Consider the following 20,522-nt stretch of genomic DNA (forward strand, 5'->3'; position numbering starts at 1 on the left):
GAAGGAAGCGGAAGAGCTCCGATCGGACCGGCTGAAGGGGCCGGTCCGATCGGAGCTCACCGAATTCTTTCCCTCCGGTCGAACGGGTTGCTAACGGGGGAAGTACGGCAGGATTCTGTCGTAGTTGTGGTTGACAACCCAGCCGATGTCACCGTAACGATTGATCAGGACACGGTAACTGTTCCCGCCGCCAGGAATGTCGTAGATCTTGGCCCCGCCCCATTTCCTGGCGATCGCCCCGGGAGTGGTGGGGCGCACCGTGAAGAAGTCCGGGTTGCCGTTCTCGTCGAGTCGCTGCGGACGCCCGTTGTTGAGGATGTCGTCCACGCCGTCGTGGACGATGTTGGGCACATCGCCGGGCCCGCAGATGGGCTTCTTCGCGTTGTGCACGAGGACCGACGTGGCGCCGGCGCCCACGTAGTACGTGTGGAAGCCGTCGACCGTCAGGTTGTGCACCCGCATGGACGCGGTCCAGGCGCGAACGCCGAGGAGCTCCTGGAGCTCACCCCGAGGTGAGCGCAACCGGTCACCGGCCTTGAGGTCCTCGGCGTCCACCCAGGCGCGCCGGTCGGCGACCCAGAACGGGTGCCCGTCCGTGGCCGTGATGGTGCCCGTGGCATCACCGGCCGCACCATCGGTGTCGATGGTGAGCGCCCGCAGGCTCTTGCTGCCCTCGCCGACGATCAGATGGGACACGGCGCGGCCCTCGGTCCTGCCGGTTTCGGGGTCGGTCGCCATGACCTGGTCCCCGACCCGGACGGCCTCGATCGGCTTGCGCGTGCCATCGGCCATGAGGACCGGAGTGCCCGGGGCGAAGCTGTTCTTGGGGTTCTCCCCCACCTTGCACGCCTTGGCGATCTCCTCGAGGATCTCCTCGCTCTTCGCGATCAGCTTCTTCGCCTCGGCGGACTTGTCGAGGAAGTCGTCAAGGCCACCGACGATGCGGCTGAGGGCCTTGGCGATCGCCGGCGTCTCCTTGATGATCTTGAGCGCCTTGCCCCAGGGGAGGCTGCCGACGACGGCCCAGAAGCAGCTTTCGAAGTTGCCCTCGGTGAAGCACTTCTTGATGTCCTCGAAGAGGAGGTCGACGATGATCTGACCGCCGTTCTCGATGAGGAAGTCGGCGAGGTCCTTCTCCGCGAGCTTGCGCGCCTTCTCGTACTCCTCCGGCGAGATGCCTTCGAGCTCCAGCGCGTCGATCTCGTCCTGGGTCAGCTTCCGGGTCTCGCCCTTGGTCGCGGCCGCCTTGGCCGCCGCCTCGCGGGCCTTGCGCTCCTGCTCTCGCTGGTACTCCTCGGCCTTCTTCGCCGCCTCGTCCGCCTCGCGGGCGTACGTGTTGGCGTTCTTGGCCGCCGCTTCCGCCGCCTTGGCGTGGCCTTCGGCCGACTCCGCGAACTTGTTCGCATCGGCGGCGTCCTTCGCGGCCTGGGTGGCAACGCCCTGGGCGACGCTCGCCTCGTGCTCCGCCAGGTCGGCGGCGCTGTTCGCGGCGACCGCGTGGCTGTCGGCCTCGGCGGCGGCACCCCGGGCACGGGCCGCTTCCGCCTCCGCCTGGTTGGCGGCGTTGCGGGCCGCGGCAGCGTCCCCATAGGCCTGGTTGGCGGCCTGACGGGCCAGCTTGGCGTCGGCCTGAGCCTGCGCGTCGGCCTGGTTGGCGCGTGCCGCGGCCGAGCGGGCCTTGGCACCCTCCTCGGCGGCCTGCGCCGCCGACTTCATCGCCGCCGCGGCGGAGCGCGCGGCGTTCGCCGACGACCGGGCCGCGTCCGCGGCGGCCTTGAACGCCGGAGCGACCTGGGCGTTCGCCCGCTTGGCGGCGGCTTCCGCCGCCTCGGCGGCCTTCACGGCCTCCGCTGCCTTCGCCTCGGCCGAGGCGACCTGCTCCGCACCCATCTGCTCCGCGGCGGCGGCGACCGCCGCGGCGAAGTCGGCGTCGACGTCCTTGCCGGCGAACGGCGCGGTCAGCGCGATGGCCGTGTTGGCCGGCTCGGCGATGCCGGCGGCCGTGCCACGGGCCGCTGCGGCCGCCGTGACGGCGATCGTGGACTGGACCCGCGCCATGGCCGCCTCGCGGACGGCGCCCTGCGCTTCCTCCTTGGTCCGGTTCGCGGCCTGGAGGGAGTTGTTCGCCTCCATGGCGGCGAGCCCGGCGAGACGGGCGGCCTCGTGCGCGGCGATGCCGGCGCGGGCCTCCTGCGCCGTGGCCTCCGCGGCCTTCTGGTTGGCGCGCTGGGCAGCCGCGTGCGTGAGGGCCGCCTGCGCCTCCGCCCGGTTCGCCGCGGCGTTGGCGGCGGCAGCCGCCGCCTCGGCCTTGTTCGCCGCCTCGTTCGCGCGAGCGGCGTGCGCGGTGGCCTGGGCGGCCGCGGCACGCGCCCGGGCGGCCGCACCCGCGGCCTCCGTCGCGGCGGAACGCGCCCGAACGGCCGCCCCGCTGGCGGTGTCGGCGGCGCTGCGGGCCTGACCGGCCGCCGCGCCCGCCGTGTTGGCGTCGGCGCGCGCGGCGTCGGCGGCGGCGCGGGCCACACCCGCGTCGATCGTGCCGCGGCCCGAGGCGGCGATCGCCTCGGTCGCCCGGGCCCGGGCCTCCTGCGCCGCGTGCCGCTGCTCGGCCGCGAACGCGGCGTTGCGGGCGTTGCGGGCGTTGACCTCCTCGGCCTGCGCCTTGCGGTCCGCCTCGGCGGCGATGCCGTCCTGGCGGGCGGCGTCCGCACGGGCGGCCGCGGCCGTCGCGGCAGCCGCCTGCGCCTGCGCACGGGCGGCGGAGGCGGTACGGGCCTCGGCCTCGGCGCGCGCACGCGCCGCCGCGGCGATGTCCCGCTCGCGCTCGGCACGGACCCGGGCCGCCGCGGCGAGGTCGCGCTCGCGCTCCGCGATGACGCGCTGCTCGGCCGCCACCTTCGCCTGGTGCTCCGCCTCGACGCGGGCCTCGCGGGTCTTGCGGGCGTGCTCCCACGCCTCGCGCTCGGCCTGCTCCGCGGCGAGCCGCGCCGTCTTGGCACGCGCCGCGGCGGTGGCGGCGATCTTCGCCTGCGTCTCGGCGGCCGCGGCCATCCGGGCGGCGGCACGGGCGTGCTCCTCGGCGTTCGCCCGCCACTTCTTCGCCTGCTGCTCGTGCAGTTCGGCCTGGTTCTTGGCGTTCAGGCCGGCGGCGTCGGCGGCGGTGGCGTCCACCGCCTGCTGCGCCGTCCGGCTCGCCTTGGCGGCGGCATCCGCCGCCGCCGCGATGCCCGTGGCGACCTCGGACCACTGGGTGCCGTGCTCCAGACCCGTCTCCACCAGCACGTCGGCCTGCACCTTGGCCTGGGCGGCCGCGACCTGCGCCGCCTTGGCGGCGTCCTCGGCGTACCCGACCTGACGCGACACCTCGGTCTTGACCGGGTCGTAGTCCGACAGGCGCTTGCCGGCCCGGTCGGCCGCCAGCATCCGGTCCGCCTCGCGTGCGGCCGCCGCTGCCGACGACATGGCGTTGGAGGCGTTCTTCAGCGCCTTGACGGCGTCGCCGTGCGCGGCGATCAGCTTGGTGCGGGCCTCGGCGGCGACGGCGGCCTTGCGGGCCAGCTCGCGGAGCTTCTCCGCGGCCTCCAGGGCCTCCTTCTGCGCCTTCTCGTGCGCGGCCCGGTCGTCGGCGTCCTGCTGCGCCGCGACCTGGTAGCCCTTCTCCAGGAACTGCGCGATCACCGCGTCGTCCTTGGAGTCCAGCGCGGCCTGCGCGGCGCGCTTCACCGCGGGGCCGCCCACCGAGGCCAGCATCGCGACGCGCTTGCGGTTCTCCTCCGCCCGCTTGGCGGCGTTCTGCTTGTCGGCCTCGTCGCGCTGCTTGGCGATGTCCGCGCCGAAGGCCAGGAAGTCGGCGCGGTCCTGTGCCGTGCCCTTCAGAACCCGCTCGACCTCGGAGTTGAAGAACGGACCGCCGGTGCCGCGCAGTTGCTCGATCTTCCGCCGGTTCTCCACGTCGGCGCCGGCGCGCTTGTCCTTGGCGCGCTGGCGGGCCTCGGCCTCGCCGCGCTCCAGGAACTCCCGGATCGCGTTCGGATCGGTGCTCGCCAGCGCCTTCTTCGCGGCCTCGCGGACCTCTTCCTCCTCGTCGAACTCCGCGAAGTCCTCGACCAACTGCCGGTCCCGCTCGTCGCTGATGCGGTCGAGCTCGGACTTCGCGGCGGGCGCCGTGGCGCCGGTCTTCGGCTTCAGCTCCGCCGCCAGTCGGTCCAGCGACTCCAGCGTCCGCGACAGCGACGCCTTCTCCTCACGTACGGAAGTCGCGGCAGCGGCCTCGCCCGTGACGGTGCCCAGCACTGCCACGACGACCGCCGCCGACACGGCTTTCCGCAGGCTCCCGGCTGCGCCCACGCGCAGCCCTCTCCCGGCCCTGGGCCGGAATCTTCCCCACACGGGAAATCCCCCTTGACGAATGGATCGATGAACCCCCGCCCCGGTCAGCGGGCGGGGTGACCGAATGCCGTTCGGCCGGCCCCGGTCACGGGCCGGCCGAACCCTTTCGGAGTCGGCTCCGGGTGCGGCTCTCGCCGTCCTGGACGTGGTCGCGCATGACCTTCCGGAACCCCGCCGCCCGTTCGGCCCGGGCCTGCTTCGCGGCCCAGGCGTTCCGGTGGCTGTCGGCGATGCCGGAGATCGCCTTCCAGAGCTGCTCCGCCGACTCTCGGGACAGCGGGGCGACGGCCCGCCCGTTCTCCGCCTGGGCGGCCCCGGCGGCCTGCTCGGCCGGCCACGCGCGCCGCGCCGCGTCGGCGTGTTCGGAAACCGCCTTCCAGGCCAGTTCCGCCTCGGCCCGTGCCCTGGCGGCGTCCGCCGCGCCCTGCACGGCCGCCTCGGCCGCCGTGGCCCTTTTCATCAGGCCCGTCAGCACGTGGTGCCGTACCGCTTCCGCGCCGGCGATCCGCGTCCGGTACGCCTCCGGGCCCAGCACCGCGCCGGTGGCCCAGCCGTAGCCGAAGAACACCTCCACGTCCGCGTCCGTGGCACCCGGTCGCAGCGCCCACGGCGCCGCGACCCGTACCTGCTCGCCCGGGCCCGCTCACCGACGCCGCGTACGACGTCGCGGTCCTTGGCGGTGATCTCCAGCCGCTGCCGCTCCCCGGCCTGACGCGCCGTACGGTGGCGCTTCTGCGCCTCGGCGTACCCCGTCTTCACGAACGCCGCATGCTCGGCGGCGCCGCCCTTCAGCGCCCGCAGCGCGGCCGCTGGCGCTTCGGGGGAGAACCCCTCCGTGCGCGTGGCGACCACACGTTCGCGCAACGCCTTGTTCCGGGCGCGGGTGTCCCGCGCACGCTGCTTGGCGCAGTCGAAGCCACCGCCGGGCACCGGCCACTCGATGAGGGCCTCGTCGCCGCGGGAACCGCGCAGCGCGTTCCACGCCGACGTCCGAACCCCGGCCGCCGGCTGCGGTCACGAGCCCGCGCGTGACGGCCCTCCGCATGCGTGCGGAGTTCGAGTGGCTCTTCTGCATGCTGCTCTCGGTTCCCCCTGCTAGGTCCCGCACCGTGTCCCGAAGGGTGCGGGGTGGTCGGAGGCGCAGTCTTGAAGATCACCAGGAGAGGGTCAAAGTGGAATTGTCGGTTCCCGCCCATGAATTCGCTGATTGGCCGATTTTTAGGCGACTTGCCGCCAATTTCTTGACTGAATCTCGCCTTGCGGGGGCGGTCAAGGGCTCTGCTCCGACGCCCGGCCGGTCACTCGACCGTTGGGGCGCCATGGCGCCGATGGGTGGTCACCCGTGGCGGAAATGTAAGGAAAGAATGTGGGCTAGTACACATCAAGCTGATGCATCCGCCGCTCGCGTACAATGCCCGCCGCCTGCGCACCCATGTGGGCCGGACATAGGGGACTTGTGACGCCCTGGGGCGGGTGCCGGCCTGTCGGCCCGGCCTCCCCGTGCAGCGGTGACGTGCGGGTGGGCCGGCGGTCGTACGAGCCGCCGGCCCACCCGCTGGGGCGCTCAGTCGCTGAACGTCTCGCCCCGTTCCGCCTTCTGCACCAGCAGCGCCGGCGGCTCGAACCGCTCCCCGTACCGTTCGCCCAGCTCCCGCGCCCGAGCGACGAAGCCCGGGAGGCCGCCCTCGTAGCCGTTGATGTACTGGAGGACACCGCCGGTCCACGCCGGGAAGCCGATGCCCATGATGGAACCGATGTTGGCGTCGGCGACCGACGTCAGCACGCCCTCCTCCAGGCAGCGGACGGTGTCCAGCGCCTCCGAGAACAGCATCCGCTCCTTCATGTCCTCGAAGGGCACAGTGCCGGAGGACCCGGCGGCGTCCGGCTTCGAGAAGTGCTCGCGCAGCCCCGGCCACAGGCCCTGCCGCTTGCCCTCCTCGTCGTAGTCGTAGAAGCCGGCCCCGCCGCTGCGGCCGGTGCGGCCGAACTCGTCGACCATCCGGTCGATCACCGCGTCCGCCGGGTGCTCCGGCCAGGTGCCGCCCGCTTCCTCGATGGCCTTGCGCGTCTCGTTGCGGATCTTCCGGGGCAGGGTGAGGGTGAGCTCGTCCATCAGGGACAGCACCTTCGCCGGGTAGCCGGCCTGCGCCGCCGCCTGTTCGACCGACGCGGGCTCCACGCCCTCGCCGACCATCGCGACGCCCTCGTTGATGAACTGGCCGATGACGCGCGAGGTGAAGAACCCGCGCGAGTCGTTGACGACGATCGGCGTCTTGTTGATCTGCCGTACGAGGTCGAAGGCGCGCGCCAGCGCCTCGTCGCCGGTGCGCTCGCCCTTGATGATCTCGACGAGCGGCATCTTGTCGACCGGCGAGAAGAAGTGCAGGCCGATGAAGTCGGCCGGGCGTTCGACGCCCTCGGCGAGGAGCGTGATCGGCAGGGTGGAGGTGTTGGAGCACAGCAGCGCGTCCGGCGCGACGATCTCCTGGATCTCCTGGAACACCTTGTGCTTGAGCGCCGTGTCCTCGAAGACCGCCTCGATGACGGCGTCGCAGCCCGCCAGGTCGGCCGGGTCGGCGGTCGGGGTGATGCGGGCCAGCAGCGCTTCGCGCTTGGCCTCGGTCGTACGGCCCCGGGACAGCGCCTTGTCGAGGAGCTTGACGGAGTACGCCTTGCCCTTCTGGGCCGCCTCGGCCGACACGTCCTTGAGGACGACCTCGATGCCGGCCTTGGCACAGGAGTACGCGATGCCCGCGCCCATCATCCCGGCGCCGAGGACGGCGACCTTGCGGACCGGGCGGGGCTCGACGCCCTGGGGGCGGCTGCGGCCCGCGTTGACCGCCTGGAGGTCGAAGAAGAACGCCTGGATCATGTTCTTGGCGGTCCGGCCGGTGACCAGCTCGGTGAAGTAGCGCGACTCGATGGCCAGCGCGGTCTCGAAGTCGACCTGGGAGCCCTCGACCGCGGCCGCGAGGATGTTGCGGGGCGCCGGGTAGGGGGCGCCGTTGAGCTGCTTCCTGAGGTTCGCCGGGAAGGCGGGCAGGTTGGCGGCGAACTTGGGGTGCGCCGGAGTGCCGCCGGGGATCTTGTGGCCGGGGACGTCCCAGGGCTGCCGGGACTCGGGGTGGGCGTCGATGAACGCCCGGGCCTTGGCGAGCATCTCCTCCTCGGTGGCGGCCACTTCGTGGACCAGGCCGTTCTCCAGGGCCCGCTGCGGCGCGTACTGGGTGCCCTGGAGGAGCACCTTCAGCAGGGCATCGGCGATGCCCATGAGGCGTACCGTCCGGGTGACGCCGCCGCCTCCGGGCAGGAGGCCGAGGGTGACCTCGGGCAGGCCGATTTTGGAGCCGGGCGCGTCGAGGGCGATGCGGTGGTGGGAGGCGAGGGCGATCTCGTAACCGCCGCCCAGGGCCGCGCCGTTGATGGCGGCGACGACCGGCTTGCCGAGGGTCTCGATGCGGCGCAGGGCGCGCTTCATCTCCATGCCGGCGTCGAAGATCTGGCGGGCGTCGCCCGGCCCGGCCTTCATCATGTCCTTGAGGTCGCCGCCCGCGAAGAAGGTCTTCTTGGCGGAGGTGTAGATGATGCCCCGGATGGAGTCCTTCTCGGCCTCGGCGCGGTCGGCGATCGCCGCGATCGAGGTCCTGAAGGCCTGGTTCATGGTGTTGGCGGACTGGTCGGGGTCGTCGAGGACGAGGGTGACGACGCCGGTCTCGTCCTGTTCCCAGCGGATGGTGGTGGACTGGCTCATGGTGGTGGCTGCTCCGTTAGGCCGTACGGGAAGAGGACGGGGTCAGACGCGCTCGACGACGGTGGCGATGCCCATGCCGCCGCCGACGCACAGCGTGGCGAGGCCGTAGCGCTTGTCCTGGCGCTCCAGTTCGTCGACGAGGGTGCCGAGGATCATCGCGCCGGTCGCGCCGAGCGGGTGGCCCATGGCGATGGCGCCGCCGTTGACGTTGACCTTGTCCAGGGACAGGCCCATGTCCTTGACGAAGCGCAGCACGACCGCCGCGAACGCCTCGTTGATCTCGACCAGGTCGATGTCGTCGATGGTCAGCCCGGCCTTCGCGAGGGCCTTCTTGGAGGCGGGCGCGGGGCCGGTGAGCATGATGGTCGGCTCGGAGCCGGAGACGGCGACGGAGACGATCCGGGCGCGGGGCGTCAGCCCGTACCGCTCGCCGACCTCCTTGTTGCCGATGGCGACGAGGGCGGCGCCGTCGACGATGCCGGAGGAGTTGCCGGCGTGGTGGACGTGGTCGATCTTCTCGATCCAGTGGTACTTCTGGAGCGCCACGGCGTCGAAGCCGCCCATGTCGCCGATGGCCGCGAAGGAGGGCTTGAGCGAGGCGAGGGAGTCGGCGGTGGTGCCGGGCCGCATGTGCTCGTCGTGGTCGAGGACGACCAGGCCGGCGCGGTCCTTGACCGGGACGACGGACCGGTCGAAGCGGCCGTCCTTCCAGGCGGTGGCGGCCCGCTCCTGGGAGAGGGCGGCGTACTCGTCGACGTCGCGCCGTGAGTAGCCCTCGATGGTGGCGATCAGGTCCGCGCCGATGCCCTGCGGGACGAAGTTGGTGTCCCAGTTGGTCATCGGGTCGTTGAACCAGGCGCCGCCGTCGGAGGCCATCGGGACGCGCGACATCGACTCCACGCCGCCCGCGAGGACGAGGTCCTCCCAGCCGGAGCGGACCTTCATCGCGGCCATGTTGACGGCTTCGAGGCCGGAGGCACAGAAGCGGTTCTCCTGTACGCCGGCGACGGTGTCGGGCAGTCCGGCGGCGATGGCGGCGACGCGGGCGATGTCGGAGCCCTGGTCGCCCACCGGGCCGACGACACCGAGGACGATGTCGTCGATCGCCGCGGGGTCGAGGCCGGGGAACCGGCCGCGCAGCTCGTGGATGAGGCCGACCACCAGGTCGATCGGCTTGGTCCCGTGCAGGGCGCCATTGGCCTTTCCGCGGCCGCGCGGGGTGCGGATCGCGTCGTACACGTACGCTTCGGTGCTCACTGGTCAAGCCTTTCGGGGAGGGGTCAGCCGAGCAGGGAACGGCCGATGATTTCCTTCATGATTTCGGTCGTACCGCCGTAAATGGTCTGGATCCGGCCATCGGTGAAGGCCCTGGCGACCGGGTATTCGGCCATGTAGCCGTAGCCGCCGTGCAATTGGAGACAGCGGTCGGCGACCCGCTTTTGCAGTTCGGTGGCCCACCACTTCGCCATGGAGGCGTGGACGGCGTCCAGCTCCCCGTTCGAGTGGTCGACGACGCAGCGGTCGAGGAACGCGCGCGTGACGGCGCATTCGGTGGCCATCTCCGCGATCTCGAAACGGATGTGCTGGAGCCTGGCGAGCGGCCGCCCGAACGCCTCTCGCTCCTTGACGTACGCCGTGGTGATCTCCAGGAGGTGCTCGGCGGCGGCGATGCCCGCGACGGCGATGTTGAGCCGCTCCTGCGCGAGGTTGGTCATCAGGTGGACGAACGCGCCGTTCAGCTCGCCGAGCAGGTTCTCCTTGGGGACGCGTACGTCGTGGAAGAACAGCTCGGCGGTGTCCTGGGCCTTCTGGCCGATCTTGTCGAGGTTGCGGCCCCGTTCGAAGCCTTCCATCCCGCGCTCGACGACCAGGAGGGACAGGCCGTGCGCGCCGCCCTCGGGGGTGGTCTTGGCGACGACGATCACCAGGTCGGCGAGGATGCCGTTGGAGATGAACGTCTTGGAGCCGTTGAGCAGCCAGTGGTCGCCCTTGTCCTCGGCGGTGGTGCGGATCCCCTGGAGGTCGGAGCCGGCGCCGGGCTCGGTCATGGCGATGGCGGTGATGATCTCGCCGGTGCAGAAGCCGGGCAGCCAGCGCCGCTTCTGATCGTCGGTGGCGAGCGAGGTGAGGTAGGGGCCAATGATGTCGTTGTGGAGGCCGATGGCGAGCCCCGGGGCGCCGGCGCGGGTGAACTCCTCGGAGAGGACGGCGCTGTAGCGGAAGTCGGCGTTGCCGCCGCCTCCGTACTCCTCGGGGACGGCGATGCCGAGCAGGCCCTGCCGCCCGGCCGCGAGCCAGGCGTCGCGCGAGACGATGCCGTCCTTCTCCCACTGCTCGTAGTGCGGGAGGACCTCCTTGGCGAGGAAGGTGCGGACGGTTTCGCGGAAGGCGTCGTGCTCGGCGCTGAAGATCTGGCGTTTCACCCGGTCCCCCTGGTGTCGTCGGTACGGATGCTCGGTACGCCCCAGTCGTGGGCGACCTCGTCGGTGTCGGCGCCCGGCTGGGCGGGCGGCCGGGTCACGGAGCCGGGCGTCGCCGAGAAGCGGGGCGCGGGGGCGGGCTGGGTGATCCCGCCGTGGTCGGTGAAGGTGGAGCGGGCGGTGAGGTGCGGGTGGGCGGGGGCCTCGCGCAGGGACAGCACGGGGGCGACGCAGGCGTCGGAGCCCTCGAAGACGGCCGTCCATTCGGCGCGGGTCTTCTCCTTGAAGCGCTGGGCGACGGCGGCGCGCAGCTCGTCCCAGCGGGCGAAGTCCTTGCGGGCCGGGGCCATGTCCGTGATGCCGAGCAGGTCGGTGAACTCATCGTAGAACTGCTGCTCCAGCGCGCCCACCGCCATGTACTGGCCGTCGGCCGTCTCATACGTGCCGTAGAAGGGGCAGCCGCCGTCCAGCAGGTTGGCGCCGCGCCGGTCCTGCCAGCCGCCGGCGGCCATCATGCCGTGGATCATCGTGGCCAGGTGGGCGGCTCCGTCGGTGATCGCCGCGTCGACGACCTGTCCGCTGCCGCCCTCCCCGCGCGCGTGGTGCAGGGCGGCGAGGACGCCGACGACCAGGTAGAGCGAACCACCCGCGTAGTCGCCGACGAGGTTGGCCGGCACGGTCGGCGGCTCACCGGCCTTGCCGATCATGGAGAGCGTGCCCGTGATGGCGATGTACGCGATGTCGTGCCCGGCGCGCGGGGCGAGCGGGCCCTCCTGCCCCCAGCCGGTCATCCGCCCGTAGACGAGCCCGGGGTTGCGGGCCAGGCACGGCTCGGGCCCGACGCCGAGCCGTTCGGCGACACCGGGGCGGTATCCCTCGATGAGGATGTCGGCGCGCTCGACGAGGTCCAGGACGCGCTCGGGGCCGCCGTCCGCCTTGAGGTCGACGAGCACCGAGCGTTTGTTGCGGTTGGTGAGGTCGTACGCCGGATCGATCGAGAGCCCGGCACCGCCGGGCCGGTCGACCCGTACGACGTCGGCGCCCAGATCGCCCAGGAGCATGGCGGCGAACGGGCCGGGCCCGATGCCCGCCAGCTCGACCACGCGCACCCCGGCGAGCGGGCCGTTGCCTGTCGCTGCCATCAAACCCCCAGCACTGTGACACAACTGCTGTAACAGCAATGATGCTAAGAACGTGTTCCACTCCGCACAAGCCCTGTGGACAACCGCGTGGAAGGAGGGACCCGGGCGATCACGCCTCCTGCCGCACGCTAGCCTCTGCCTCCGACAACGGCGCGGACGGCGGAGGTCTGGATGGACAAGCGGCACGGCACGGATCGGGCGTATGACGTCGTGCTCTTCGGAGCGACCGGATTCGTCGGGGAACTGACCGCCCGGTACCTCGCCGCGCACGCCCCCGCGACCTGCCGCTGGGCGCTCGCCGGGCGCAGCCGGGACAAGCTGGAGCGGCTGCGCGACCGGCTGGCCGCCGATCACCCGCACTGCGCCGGGCTGCCGCTGCTGACCGCCGACGCGGCCGACCCGGACTCGGTGCGTGCGCTCGCCGAGTCGGCCCGGGTCGTGGCGACCACGGTCGGGCCGTACGTCTGGTACGGGGAACCGCTGGTGGCCGCCTGCGCCGAGGCGGGGACGGACTACGTGGATCTGACCGGTGAGCCGGAGTTCGTGGACCTGATGTACGTGCGCCATGACGCGCGGGCCAGGGAGACGGGGGCGCGGATCGTGCACGCCTGCGGCTTCGACTCGGTCCCGCACGACCTGGGCGTGTACTTCACCGTGTCGCACCTGCCCAAGGAGGTGCCGCTGACCGTGGACGGGTTCGTCCGCTCCAACGCCTTCTTCTCCGGCGGCACGTTCGCGTCGGCGATCACCGCCATGGGGCGGGGCCGGCAGATGCGGCGGGCGGCCCGGGAACGGCGGCTGCACGAGCCGCGCCTGGTGGGGCGGCGGGCGCGGGCGCCGCTCGGGGCGCCTCGCTTCAGCCGGGAGACCGGGGCGTGGGCGCTGCCGCTGCCGACCGTGGACGGCGCGATCGTGGCGCGTTCGGCGGCGGCCCTGCCCCAGTACGGGCCGGACTTCCGCTACCGCCACTACGCGGCGGTCAAGGCGCTGCCCATGGCCATCGGCGGGACGGCGGCCCTGGGGGCGCTGCTCGGGATGGCCCAGGTGCCCGCCGCCCGCCGGTGGCTGATGGACCGTTATGAGGCGGGTCAGGGCCCGGACGAGGAGCGCCGCGCGCGTAGCTGGTTCTCGGTGCGGTTCGTCGGCGAGGGCGGCGGGCGGCGGGTGTTCACCGAGGTGTCGGGCGGCGACCCGGGGTACGACGAGACGGCGAAGATGCTCGCCGAGTCGGCGCTGTGCCTGGCCTTCGACGCGCTGCCCCCGACCGCGGGCCAGGTGACCACGGCGGTCGCGATGGGGGACGCGCTGCTGGAGCGGCTGAGCAGCGCGGGCATCCGTTTCCGGGTGGCCGATTCCCGCTGACCCGGTGGCCGGGTCAGTGGCGTACGAGGCAGAAGGGGTGCCCCGCCGGGTCGGCGTAGACGTGCCAGCGGCGTGCGGGGTCCCCGTCGTCGAGCGGCTCGGCCCCCAGGGCGAGGACGTCGTGCCGTGCCCGCGCGAGGTCGGGGACGCCCACGTCGAGGTGGAACTGCTGGGGGCTGTCCGGATCCGGCCAGGCGGGCGGCCGGTAGGGGTCGGCCCGCTGGAAGGCCAGCACCTGCCCGTCGTCCAGGTGGAGGGTCGCCCAGTCCGCGTCGAGCGACCAGCGGGGGTCCGGGCGGTTGACCTCGCCGCCGAGCAGCCCCTGGTAGAAGCGGGCCAGGGCCAGGACGTCGGGACAGTCCAGGACCGTGCACTGGAGCCGGCCGATCATGCCACGGCCTCCTTCAGGGCCCGCCGGCACAGGGCGTCCGCGTGGCGGGTGGTCTCCGGGATGCGGTAGCGGGGCGTCAGGTGCAGGGTGTGGGCGCAGGCGTTGTCGAGGGTGACGCGGTGGCCGACGGAGACGAAGACCGGCTTGACGCCCGCCCGGGTGCGCAGCGCCCGGCCGACCTCCTCGCCGTCCGCGACCAGGGGGGTGGCCGCCCCGCGCTCGGAGGCGGGCTGCTCGTAGGAGAAGGTGAACGGGTTCTTGGCGACGCCGATCACCGGCAGGCCGGTGAGGACGCCGAGGTGACTGGCGAGGCCGAAGCGGCGCGGGTGTGCCTGGCCGTAGCCGTCGCACACCACGAGCCCGGGGCCGCCGCGCAGCGCGTCGAGGGCGGCCAGCACGGTCGGTATCTCGCGGAAGGCGAGCAGTCCGGGGACGTACGGGAAGGAGACCCGGCCGACGGCCGTGGCCTCCTCGACGACGGTGAGCGTACGGGCGTCCAGGACGACGGCCGCGGCGGCGACGAGGTCGCGCTCGTCGTCGTAGGCCACGTCGACGCCGGTGACCAGTCCGGTGCCGGGCGCCGGGCCCGGCTCGTCCAGGACGACCCGGCCGCGCAGTTCGTCCTGGACGGCGAGGGCCCCGGCCTCGTCGGACGGCCAGTCGGCGGGCTTTTCGATGATCGTCATAGTGACGGCCACCTTACGTCCGGCGGCACTGTCAGTGCGGCCGGATAACCTCGCATTCATGTTCGTACTGGAACTGACCTACACCGGGCCCATCGAGCGCGTGGACGAGCTTCTCGCGGACCATGTCGCTTGGCTCGACACCCACTACGCGTCAGGGCTGTTCATCGCCTCCGGCCGCAAGGAGCCGCGTGACGGCGGCGTCATCCTGGCCGCCGGGGCCGACCGCGCGCGGATCGAGCAGATCACGGCAACCGACCCCTTCGTCACCGAGGGCGTGTGCGCGTACCGCGTCACCGAGTTCATAGCCACGAAGACCGCGCCCGGACTGGCCCCGTACCGCCAGGAGCTTCCCGGCTAGGGCTCAAGGCTCCAGTCGGGCGACCCTTCCCTTCTCGCCCGAGGCCCAGCAGCCGAAGTCGGGGGCGCAGTCGACCGTGTCGTACGAGCCGGTGTCGACGGTTCGCCAGGTGCGGCCGCCGTCCGTCGTCAGGTCCGTTCCGGTGGGGCCGACGGCGAGGGCGGCAAAGCGGCTGTGCGGCAGCCAGGTCACGCCCGAGCGGTAGGCGGGCGGCGGGGTGTGCGCCTGCCGCCAGGTGCGGCCGCCGTCCCGGCTGACGGCTGCCGCCCGGGGCGACGCCTGGCCCGTGCGGTAGTCGCCGCCGACGGCGAGGCCGTGCGTACGGTCGCGGAAGGCGAGGGCGAAGACGCCGCGCGCCGGGTCGCCGGCCGGGATCGTGGACTCGGCGACGGTCCAGTTGAGGCCCCGGTCGGATGAGTGGAGCACGCGCGCGGTGGCGCCGCCCCCGGTGGCCAGCCACACGTCCCGGGGGCCGGAGGTGACCAGGCACTGGCCGCTCGCCGCGAAGGCGGCCTCCCCCGGCAGCGCGGCGGGCATGCCGGAGTCGGGCAGGACCTTCCAGGTGCGGCCGCCGTCACCGGTCGACAGGATGCGGTACTTGCCGTCGACCGGGTCGCTCATGGCGAGGCCGTGGCGGCTGTCGAAGAAGGCGACGCAGTCGTAGAAGGCCCTGGGGTCGGGGTTGCGGAACGACTCGGTCCAGCTCGCGCCGCCGTCGTCGGTGCGGAGGATCCGGGACGCCTCCCCCTCGCCGATGGCGAGCACCACCGCACGGCGCCCGTCGAACGCCTCGATGTCCCGGAACTCCAGCTCCCCGGCGCCCGGCGGCGACACGTTCCGCCAACTGCGGCCGCCGTCCGAGGTGCGCAGCACCGTGCCCTTGGAGCCGGCCACCCATGCGCCGGAGCGGCTGACGGCGGCCAGACCCCGGAAGCGCACCTCCGTACCGGTGGGCTTCTGCTCCCAGACGGAACCCGCCGGGGCCGCCTCGCCGGCCCGGGCCGGGGCCGCCCGGTTCTCGGCCACCCGGACCTCGCCCGCCCGGGCCGGAGCGGTCAACGCGGCCGCCAGCGCCGCCCCGCACAGCCCCACCGACACCGCTCGTCTCGTCTTCCCCATGGACGTCATGGCGCGGGAACGTAGCCCACCCCGCCCGACCCGTCCAGGGCGCCTGAGTGACACACGTCACACCCTCTGCCAGTGCACGCGACGACGGAATTCGTCGTCCTCCCTGGCGTAAGGAGTCGTACCACCGCAGCCGCGCGCGAGGGAGCAGGCCTTGTCCACCGTCATCGAGCAGGCCGTACAGGCCCGCCTGGTCGCGTCCGCGCCCCGCATGGAATCCGTCCCGGCGACCCTGCGTTACGACCGGGGCAACCCCTTCGCCGTGCAGATGTCCTTCCCCGCCCGGGCCACCCTGGAAGGCGTCGACGTGGCCTGGGAGTTCTCCCGGGAGCTGCTCGCGGCGGGGGTCGAGGAGCCGTCCGGGCTCGGCGACGTACGCGTACGGCCCTACGGCTACGACCGTACGGTCGTGGAGTTCCACGCCCCCGAGGGCGTCGCGATGGTGCACATCCGCACCTGCGAGGTGCGCCGCTTCCTCCGGCGCGCCCAGCACCTGGTGCCGGCGGGCTGCGAGCACGAGTTCCTCGACATCGACCAGCACCTGGCCGACCTGCTGCGCGACGCCTGCTGACCGCCGGCCCACCCACGGCCGCTGGTCCACGGTTCCCCGTCACCCGTTCCCCGTCACCCGTTCCCCGTCGCCCATAATTCCGTTGCCGCCCACGGCGGACCGGCGTAGCGTCACCGACGGTCATTGTCGCCGTCGAACGGAGTAGGACGTTGCTCGTCTGAGGTCTCGAGACACCGTGTCGCACAGCCGCGTTCGGCGCTGTGCGCGCTGATGTGTGCGACCTCGGCCCGCGAGCCGTCCGGTGTCTCACCCGTTGCCCCCTTTTCCTCACGCAACCGGGAGACCCGTATGTCTACCTTCCCCACCTCCATCACCTGCACCGACCTGTCCTTCTCGTGGCCCGACGGGACCGAAGTCCTGGACGGTTTCCAGCTCGCGGTCGGACCCGGCAGAACGGGCCTCATCGGCCTCAACGGCTCGGGCAAGTCGACCCTGCTGAAGCTCATCGCGGGTGAGCTCATCCCCGCCGACGGCACCGTCCGCGTCGCGGGAGAGGTCGGTTACCTGCCGCAGAACGCCACGCTCGACACCGCGCTCCGGGTTGACCAGGCCCTGGGGATCGCCGCCACCCGCGCCGCGCTGCACGCCATCGAGGGCGGCGACGCGAGCGAGGAGCACTTCGAGGCGATCGGCGACGACTGGGACGTGGAGGAGCGGGCGCGCGCCACGCTCGACCAGCTCGGCCTCGGCCACATCGGCCTGGACCGCACGATCGGCGAGGTGTCGGGCGGCGAGTGCGTGCTGCTGCGGCTGGCCGCGCTGCTGCTGGCCCGGCCGGACGTACTGCTGCTCGACGAGCCGACCAACAACCTGGACCTGCACGCCCGCCGCCGCCTGTACGAGGCCGTCGAGGCCTGGTCCGGCGTCCTGGTCGTGGTCAGCCACGACCGTGAACTGCTGGAGCTGGTCGACCAGATCGCCGACCTCCGGGACGGCGAGGTGTCCTGGTACGGCGGTGCCTACTCGGCGTACGAGGAGGCGCTGGCCGCCGAACAGGAGGCGGCCGAACGCATGGTGCGGGTCGCCGAGGCCGACGTACAGCGGCAGAAGCGCGAACTGGCGGATGCGCACGTGAAGTTGGCGCGGCGCAAGCGGTACGGGCAGAAGATGTTCGACAGCAAGCGCGAGCCGAAGATCGTCATGAACGCGCGCAAGCGGGCGGCCCAGGAGTCGGCCGGCAAGCACCGCATCATGCACACCCAGAAGCTCGCCGAGGCCAAGGAGCGGCTCGACGAGGCGGTGGAGGCGGTGCGGGACGACGACGAGATCCGCATCGAGCTGCCGTACACGACGGTCCCGCCGGGCCGGGGCGTACTGCTGATGCGCGGCCTGGGGCTGCGGTACGGGGCCCGGGTCGGCGGCGAGTGGGAGCTGCGCGGCCCGGAGCGGATCGCGCTCGTCGGGCGCAACGGCTCCGGTAAGACGACGCTGCTGCGCACGATCGCCGGTGAACTGGCGCCGGTGGCGGGCGAGGTGGAGGCGCACGTCCCGCTGCGGTTCCTGCCGCAGCGGCTCGACGTGCTCGACGACGCCCTGAGCGTGGTGGAGAACGTGGCGCGGCTCGCTCCGGAGGCGACCAACAACAAGATCCGCGCCCGGCTGGCCCGCTTCCTGTTCCGGGGCGCGCGGGCCGACCAGCCGGCCGGGACGCTGTCGGGCGGCGAGCGGTTCCGGGCGGCGCTGGCCGCGCTGCTGCTGGCGGAGCCGGCACCGCAGTTGCTGATGCTGGACGAGCCGACGAACAACCTGGACATGGCGAGCGTACGGCAGTTGACGGCGGCGCTCGACGCGTACGAGGGCGCGCTGATCGTGGCGAGCCATGACGTGCCGTTCCTGGAGTCGATCGGCATCACGCGCTGGTTGCTGCTGGAGGACGGCGAGCTGCGTGCGACGACGGCGGAGGAGGTGCTGTCCGGTCTGTGACCGGAGGCCGGGCCGTATACCCGACAGAAGGTGTCGGGTATACGGCCTAGCTTCGTCCGCATGGCTTCGGACATCGTGATCTCGGGCGCCCGCGAGAACAACCTGCGGGACGTCTCCCTCTCCCTCCCCAAGAACCGCGTCACCGTCTTCACCGGCGTCTCCGGCTCCGGCAAGTCGTCGGTCGTCTTCGACACGATCGCCGTCGAGTCGCAGCGGCAGCTCAACGAGACCTTCACCTGGTTCATCAGGAACCGGCTGCCGAAGTACGAGCGGCCGCACGTCGACGCGATCGACGACCTCTCGGTCGCGATCATCGTCGACCAGAAGCCGATCGGCGGAAACGTCCGCTCGACGGTGGGGACGATGACGGACATCTTCTCGGTGATCCGGGTGCTGTTCTCCCGGTACGGGACGCCCAGCGCCGGGCCCGCGACGGCGTACTCCTTCAACGACCCGTCCGGTATGTGCCCGGTGTGCGACGGGGTCGGGCGCACGGTGCGGCTCGACCTGGACAAGGCGGTCGACTGGACGAAGTCGCTGAACGGGGGCGCGCTGCTGCTGCCGGGCACTTCCGTGGGGAGCTGGCAGTGGCGGCTGTACGCCGACTCGGGTCTCTTCGACCCGGACAAGCCGCTGGCCGACTACACGGAGGCGGAGCGCCGGGCGCTGCTGTACGGGACGGGGGCGGGCCGGGACCTGAAGGTGCGGCTGGCGATGAAGTCGGGTGCGGCGGACGTGCGGTTCGAGGGGCTGGTGGACCGGTTCGACCGGCTGTACCTGAAGCGGGACACGGCGGGGCTCTCCGACTCGTACAAGGAGACCGTGCGGAGCGTCACCACGCAGGGGGTGTGCGAGGCGTGCGGTGGCGCGCGGCTGAACGAGGCGGCGCTCGCGACCCGTATCGACGGGCTGAACATCGCCGACTACGCGCGCATGGAGGTCGCCGACCTGGTCGAGGTGCTGGCGGCGATCGACGACCCGGTCGCCACGCCGATCGCGGCGGCCGCGCGGGAGCGGCTGGAGCGCCTGGTGGGGATCGGGCTCGGGTACCTGAGCCTGGACCGGGAGACCACCACCCTGTCCGGTGGGGAGGGCCAGCGGCTCAAGATGGTGCGGCACCTGGGGAGTTCGCTGACCGGACTGACGTTCATCTTCGACGAGCCCAGCGTCGGACTGCACCCGCACGATGTGGGGCGGCTGAACGATATGCTGGTGCGGCTGCGCGACAAGGGCAACACGGTGCTGGTGGTGGAGCACGACCCGGACGTGATGGCCATCGCGGACCACGTCGTCGACATGGGGCCGCACGCCGGTACGGGCGGTGGTGAGGTGGTGTACGCGGGGCCGTTCGCCGGGCTGCGCGACGCGGACACGCTCACGGGGCGGTGCCTGCGCCGGCGTACGCCGTTGAAGGACACGTTCCGCTCCCCCACCGGGGCGCTGCCGGTGACCGGGGCGGATCTGCACAACCTCAAGGGCATCGACGTCCGTTTCCCGACCGGGGTACTGACGGCCGTGACGGGGGTGGCCGGGTCGGGCAAGTCGACACTGGTGTCGGAGGTGTTCACGGCCGCGTATCCGGAGGCGGTCGTCATCGACCAGGAGGCGATCACCGCGTCGGCGCGGTCGACCCCGGCGTCGTACCTGGGGATCATGGACTCCGTGAGGAAGGTGTTCGCGCAGGCGAACGGAGTCCCGGCGTCGCTGTTCAGTTTCAACTCGGCGGGGGCGTGCGGGACGTGCGCGGGGCGTGGCGTCATCCACACCGACCTCGCCTTCATGGACCCGGTCACGACGACTTGCGGGGCGTGCGAGGGGCGCCGGTTCCAGGACGAGGTGCTGGAGCACCGGGTACGGGGCAGGTCGATCGTGGACGTCCTGGAGATGACGGCGGCGGACGCGATCGGGTTCTTCGACGACCCGGCGCTGATCCTGAAGCTGCGGGCGCTCAACGACGTGGGGCTGACCTATCTGACGCTCGGGCAGCCGCTCAGCTCCCTGTCGGGCGGTGAGCGCCAGCGCATCAAGCTGGCGACGCAGTTGCACCGTACGGGCAGCGTGTACGTGCTGGACGAGCCGACGACCGGGCTGCACATGGCGGACGTGGAGACGCTCGTCGCCCTGCTCGACCGGCTGGTCGACGCGGGCAACACGGTCGTCTGCGTCGAGCACAACCTCGACGTGGTCAAACGGGCGGACTGGGTGATCGACCTCGGCCCGGACGGCGGCAAGCACGGCGGTGAACTGGTCTTCGAGGGGACTCCGGCGCAGTTGCTGGAGCACCGGAAGTCGGTCACGGCCGAGTATCTGCGCCGGGACCTGGGCGTGGGGTAGGTCGGCCCCGTACGGGCGCCGGGGCGGTGGGAGGCCGCGTCGGCGCCGAAGCCGGCCCGGATCTTCTCGCGGA

General features: G+C 72.4%; 14 protein-coding genes. 5 read left to right on the top strand and 9 right to left on the bottom strand.

What is annotated here, in order from left to right; translation table 11 throughout:
• Positions 1–90 precede the first annotated feature (90 nt).
• From ACZ46W_RS02170 to ACZ46W_RS02195, 6 genes are all read right to left on the bottom strand, one after another.
• Positions 91–4,344 carry a polymorphic toxin-type HINT domain-containing protein gene (locus tag ACZ46W_RS02170; RefSeq protein ID WP_468329894.1) on the bottom strand — a complete coding sequence of 1,418 codons (4,254 nt, stop codon included), beginning with the start codon at positions 4,342–4,344 and terminating at the stop codon, positions 91–93.
• 127 nt (positions 4,345–4,471) lie between these two features.
• Positions 4,472–4,960 (bottom strand): hypothetical protein, encoded by a 489-nt coding sequence (locus ACZ46W_RS02175; RefSeq protein WP_468329897.1) that lies wholly within the window; start codon positions 4,958–4,960, stop codon positions 4,472–4,474.
• A gap of 990 nt (positions 4,961–5,950) precedes the next feature.
• Entirely contained in the window at positions 5,951–8,137 is a 2,187-nt protein-coding gene (locus ACZ46W_RS02180) for a 3-hydroxyacyl-CoA dehydrogenase NAD-binding domain-containing protein (RefSeq protein WP_468329900.1), read from the bottom strand.
• Between the two features lie 42 nt (positions 8,138–8,179).
• Positions 8,180–9,394 (bottom strand): acetyl-CoA C-acetyltransferase, encoded by a 1,215-nt coding sequence (locus ACZ46W_RS02185; RefSeq protein WP_468329903.1) that lies wholly within the window; start codon positions 9,392–9,394, stop codon positions 8,180–8,182.
• A gap of 23 nt (positions 9,395–9,417) precedes the next feature.
• The gene (locus ACZ46W_RS02190) at positions 9,418–10,560 is read right to left on the bottom strand and encodes an acyl-CoA dehydrogenase family protein (protein WP_468329906.1); all 1,143 of its coding nucleotides are present in this window, start codon (positions 10,558–10,560) and stop codon (positions 9,418–9,420) included.
• Positions 10,557–11,699: a CaiB/BaiF CoA transferase family protein gene (locus ACZ46W_RS02195; protein WP_468329909.1), complete on the bottom strand. Its 1,143-nt coding sequence runs from the start codon at positions 11,697–11,699 to the stop codon at positions 10,557–10,559. Before ACZ46W_RS02195 ends, ACZ46W_RS02190 begins: the two co-directional genes overlap by 4 nt.
• A 171-nt stretch (positions 11,700–11,870) precedes the next feature.
• On the opposite strand from ACZ46W_RS02195, the gene ACZ46W_RS02200 reads away from it, so the two are divergent.
• A complete protein-coding gene (locus ACZ46W_RS02200) occupies positions 11,871–13,061 on the top strand; it encodes a saccharopine dehydrogenase family protein (RefSeq protein WP_468329912.1) in 1,191 nt (396 codons plus the stop codon).
• A 13-nt stretch (positions 13,062–13,074) separates the two neighbouring features.
• Here the strand turns inward: ACZ46W_RS02200 and ACZ46W_RS02205 are convergent, their stop codons facing one another.
• Positions 13,075–13,452, bottom strand: coding sequence for a VOC family protein (locus tag ACZ46W_RS02205; protein ID WP_468329915.1), 378 nt, complete (start codon positions 13,450–13,452; stop codon positions 13,075–13,077).
• Positions 13,449–14,138 carry an endonuclease V gene (locus ACZ46W_RS02210; RefSeq protein WP_468329918.1) on the bottom strand — a complete coding sequence of 230 codons (690 nt, stop codon included), beginning with the start codon at positions 14,136–14,138 and terminating at the stop codon, positions 13,449–13,451. Before ACZ46W_RS02210 ends, ACZ46W_RS02205 begins: the two co-directional genes overlap by 4 nt.
• Before the next feature lie 58 nt (positions 14,139–14,196).
• On the opposite strand from ACZ46W_RS02210, the gene ACZ46W_RS02215 reads away from it, so the two are divergent.
• Positions 14,197–14,496: a YciI family protein gene (locus tag ACZ46W_RS02215; RefSeq protein WP_468329921.1), complete on the top strand. Its 300-nt coding sequence runs from the start codon at positions 14,197–14,199 to the stop codon at positions 14,494–14,496.
• Positions 14,497–14,499: 3 nt separating this feature from the next.
• On the opposite strand, the gene ACZ46W_RS02220 is transcribed toward ACZ46W_RS02215, so the two are convergent.
• Positions 14,500–15,624, bottom strand: a complete 1,125-nt coding sequence (locus ACZ46W_RS02220) for a WD40/YVTN/BNR-like repeat-containing protein (protein WP_468329924.1) — start codon at positions 15,622–15,624, stop codon at positions 14,500–14,502.
• Positions 15,625–15,775: 151 nt separating this feature from the next.
• On the opposite strand from ACZ46W_RS02220, the gene ssgD reads away from it, so the two are divergent.
• From ssgD to ACZ46W_RS02235, 3 genes are all read left to right on the top strand, one after another.
• Complete coding sequence (ssgD, locus tag ACZ46W_RS02225) at positions 15,776–16,192, top strand: spore wall synthesis regulator SsgD (protein ID WP_468329927.1); 417 nt, start codon at positions 15,776–15,778, stop codon at positions 16,190–16,192.
• Between the two features lie 288 nt (positions 16,193–16,480).
• Positions 16,481–18,115, top strand: coding sequence for an ABC-F family ATP-binding cassette domain-containing protein (locus tag ACZ46W_RS02230; protein ID WP_468329930.1), 1,635 nt, complete (start codon positions 16,481–16,483; stop codon positions 18,113–18,115).
• Between the two features lie 60 nt (positions 18,116–18,175).
• The gene (locus ACZ46W_RS02235) at positions 18,176–20,449 is read left to right on the top strand and encodes an ATP-binding cassette domain-containing protein (protein WP_468329933.1); all 2,274 of its coding nucleotides are present in this window, start codon (positions 18,176–18,178) and stop codon (positions 20,447–20,449) included.
• The last annotated feature ends 73 nt before the right edge of the window (positions 20,450–20,522 follow it).

This window comes from Streptomyces sp. NPDC031064 (assembly GCF_055570965.1).